Raw genomic sequence first — 3,230 nt, 5'->3', positions numbered from 1 at the left:
GCGTTGGCTTCGCGTGTGGTGGTGGCTGATGGTGCGATGGGCACGATGTTGCAGGCGCAGGATCCGTCGCTGGAGGATTTCCAGGGGCTTGAGGGCTGTAATGAGATCTTGAATGTGACGCGGCCGGACATTGTGCGGTCGGTGCATGAGGAGTATTTCGCGGTCGGTGTGGACTGTGTGGAGACGAACACGTTCGGTGCGAATTTCGCGGCGTTGGGTGAGTACGACATCGCGGGTCGGGTGTTCGAGTTGTCGGAGGCGGGTGTGCGGATCGCCCGTGAGGTGGCGGATGAGTTCACGGTCTCGTCTGGTCGGCAGCGGTGGGTGTTGGGGTCGATGGGGCCTGGGACGAAGTTGCCGACGTTGGGGCATGTTCCGTATGTCACGTTGCGTGATGCGTATCAGCGGAATGCGGAGGGGATGATCGCCGGGGGTGCGGATGCGCTGCTGGTGGAGACGACGCAGGATCTGTTGCAGACCAAGGCGGCGGTGCTGGGGGCGCGGCGTGCGTTGGGGGTGGGGGGTGTGGATCTGCCGTTGATTGTGTCGGTGACGGTGGAGACCACGGGCACGATGTTGTTGGGGTCGGAGATCGGGGCTGCGTTGACGGCGTTGGAGCCGTTGGGCGTGGACATGATCGGGTTGAACTGTGCGACGGGGCCGGCGGAGATGAGTGAGCATCTGCGTTATCTGGCGCGTCATGCGCGTGTTCCGTTGTCGTGTATGCCGAATGCGGGTCTGCCGGTGTTGGGCAGGGATGGTGCGCATTATCCGTTGACGGCGTCGGAGTTGGCGGATGCGCAGGAGGGGTTTGTTCGGGAGTACGGGTTGTCGTTGGTGGGGGGGTGTTGCGGGACGACGCCGGAGCATTTGCGGCGGGTTGTGGAGCGGGTGCGGGGGCTGGTGCCGGGGCGGCGGGAGGTGCGTGCGGAGCCGGGTGCGGCGTCGTTGTATCAGCATGTTCCGTTTCGGCAGGACACGTCGTATCTGGCGATCGGTGAGCGGACGAACGCCAATGGGTCGAAGAAGTTCCGTGAGGCGATGCTGGGCGGTCGGTGGGACGACTGTGTGGAGATGGCGCGGGATCAGATCCGTGAGGGTGCGCACATGCTGGATCTGTGTGTGGACTATGTGGGTCGTGATGGTGTGGCCGATATGGAGGAGTTGGCGGGGCGGTTTGCCACTGCTTCGACGTTGCCGGTTGTTCTGGACTCGACTGAGGTGGATGTCATCCGGGCGGGTTTGGAGAGGCTGGGCGGGCGTGCGGTGATCAATTCGGTGAACTACGAGGACGGTGATGGGCCACAGTCGCGGTTTGCGAGGGTTGCGGGGTTGGCGCGGGAGCATGGTGCGGCTTTGATCGCGTTGACGATTGATGAGGAGGGTCAGGCGCGGACGGCTGAGAAGAAGGTTGAGATTGCTGAGCGGTTGATTGCGGATCTGACGGGGAACTGGGGGATTCGTGAGTCGGACATTCTGGTGGATTGTCTGACGTTCACGATCTGTACGGGGCAGGAGGAGTCCCGGGGGGACGGGGTCGCCACGATCGAGGCGATCCGGGAGTTGAAGCGGCGTCGTCCGCAGGTGCAGACCACGCTGGGGTTGTCGAATATTTCGTTCGGTTTGAACCCTGCGGCGCGGATCTTGTTGAACTCGGTGTTCCTGGATGAGTGTGTCAAGGCGGGTCTTGATTCGGCGATCGTGCATGCGTCGAAGATTTTGCCGATCGCGCGGTTTGATCAGGAGCAGGTCGCCACGGCGTTGGATCTGGTCTATGACCGGCGTGGTGAGGGGTATGACCCGCTGCAGAAGCTGATGGCCTTGTTCGAGGGGGCTACGGCGAAGTCGTTGAGGGCGGGCAAGGCCGAGGAGTTGGCGGCGTTGCCGTTGGAGGAGCGGCTGAAGCGGCGGATCATCGATGGGGAGCGCAATGGTCTGGAGGCGGATCTGGACGAGGCGCTTGTCTCGCGTGCGGCGTTGGACATTGTCAATGACACGCTGCTCGATGGGATGAAGGTCGTCGGTGAGTTGTTCGGGTCGGGGCAGATGCAGTTGCCGTTTGTGCTGCAGTCGGCCGAGGTGATGAAGAGTGCGGTGGCGTATCTCGAGCCGCATATGGAGAAGTCGGATGCCGAGGGCAAGGGCACGATTGTGCTGGCCACGGTCCGCGGTGATGTGCATGACATCGGCAAGAACCTGGTCGACATCATCCTGTCCAACAACGGCTACAACGTGGTCAATCTGGGGATCAAGCAGCCGGTGTCGGCGATCTTGGACGCGGCGCAGGAGCACCGGGCGGATGTGATCGGGATGTCCGGGCTGCTGGTGAAGTCCACGGTGATCATGAAGGAGAACCTGGAGGAGCTCAACCAGCGTGATCTGGCCGCGGACTATCCGGTGATCCTCGGCGGCGCGGCGCTGACCCGCGCCTATGTGGAGCAGGACCTGCACGAGATCTACCAGGGCGAGGTCCGCTACGCGCGCGACGCGTTCGAGGGACTGCGGCTGATGGACGCCCTGATCGCCGTCAAACGCGGCGTCCCCGGCGCCGCCCTGCCCGAACTCAAACAGCGCAGGGTCAAGGCCACCGCCCAGACCGTGGCCGAGGAACGCCCCGAGGAGGGCGCGGTCCGCTCCGATGTCGCCGTCGACAACCCGGTCCCGACCCCGCCGTTCCTCGGCACCCGGGTGATCAAGGGGATTCAGCTGAAGGAGTACGCCTCCTGGCTGGACGAGGGCGCGCTGTTCAAGGGCCAGTGGGGGCTGAAGCAGTCCCGCACCGGCGACGGCCCCGGCTACGAGGAACTGGTCGAAAGCGAGGGACGCCCACGGCTGCGCGGCTGGCTGGACCGGCTCCAGACGCAGAACCTGCTCCAGGCCGCGGTGGTCTACGGCTACTTCCCCTGCGTGTCCAAGGGCGACGATCTGATCCTGCTCAACGAGGACGGCTCGGAACGCACCCGATTCTCCTTCCCCCGCCAGCGCCGCGGCCGCCGGCTGTGCCTGGCCGACTTCTTCCGCCCCGAGGAATCCGGCGAGACGGACGTGGTCGGCCTCCAGGTCGTCACCGTAGGCTCCAAGATCGGCGAAGCTGCCGCCGAACTCTTCGAATCCGACTCCTACCGCGACTACCTCGAACTCCACGGACTGTCCGTCCAACTCGCCGAAGCCCTCGCCGAATACTGGCACGCCCGCGTCCGCGCCGAACTGGGCTTCGCAGGCGAGGACCC

At 64.5% G+C, this 3,230-nt stretch carries 1 protein-coding gene; it reads left to right on the top strand.

Going from position 1 to position 3,230, the window contains the following annotated elements:
* The coding region (gene metH, locus QCN29_RS36625) for a methionine synthase (RefSeq protein ID WP_279933577.1) at positions 1–3,230 on the top strand (3,230 nt) is incomplete at both ends.

The organism is Streptomyces chengmaiensis (genome assembly GCF_029846775.1).
GTDB classification, from domain to species: Bacteria; Actinomycetota; Actinomycetes; order Streptomycetales; family Streptomycetaceae; genus Streptomyces; species Streptomyces chengmaiensis.
The sequence above is the reverse complement of the archived record's forward strand: the minus strand, read 5'-3'. Positions and strand labels throughout refer to the sequence as shown.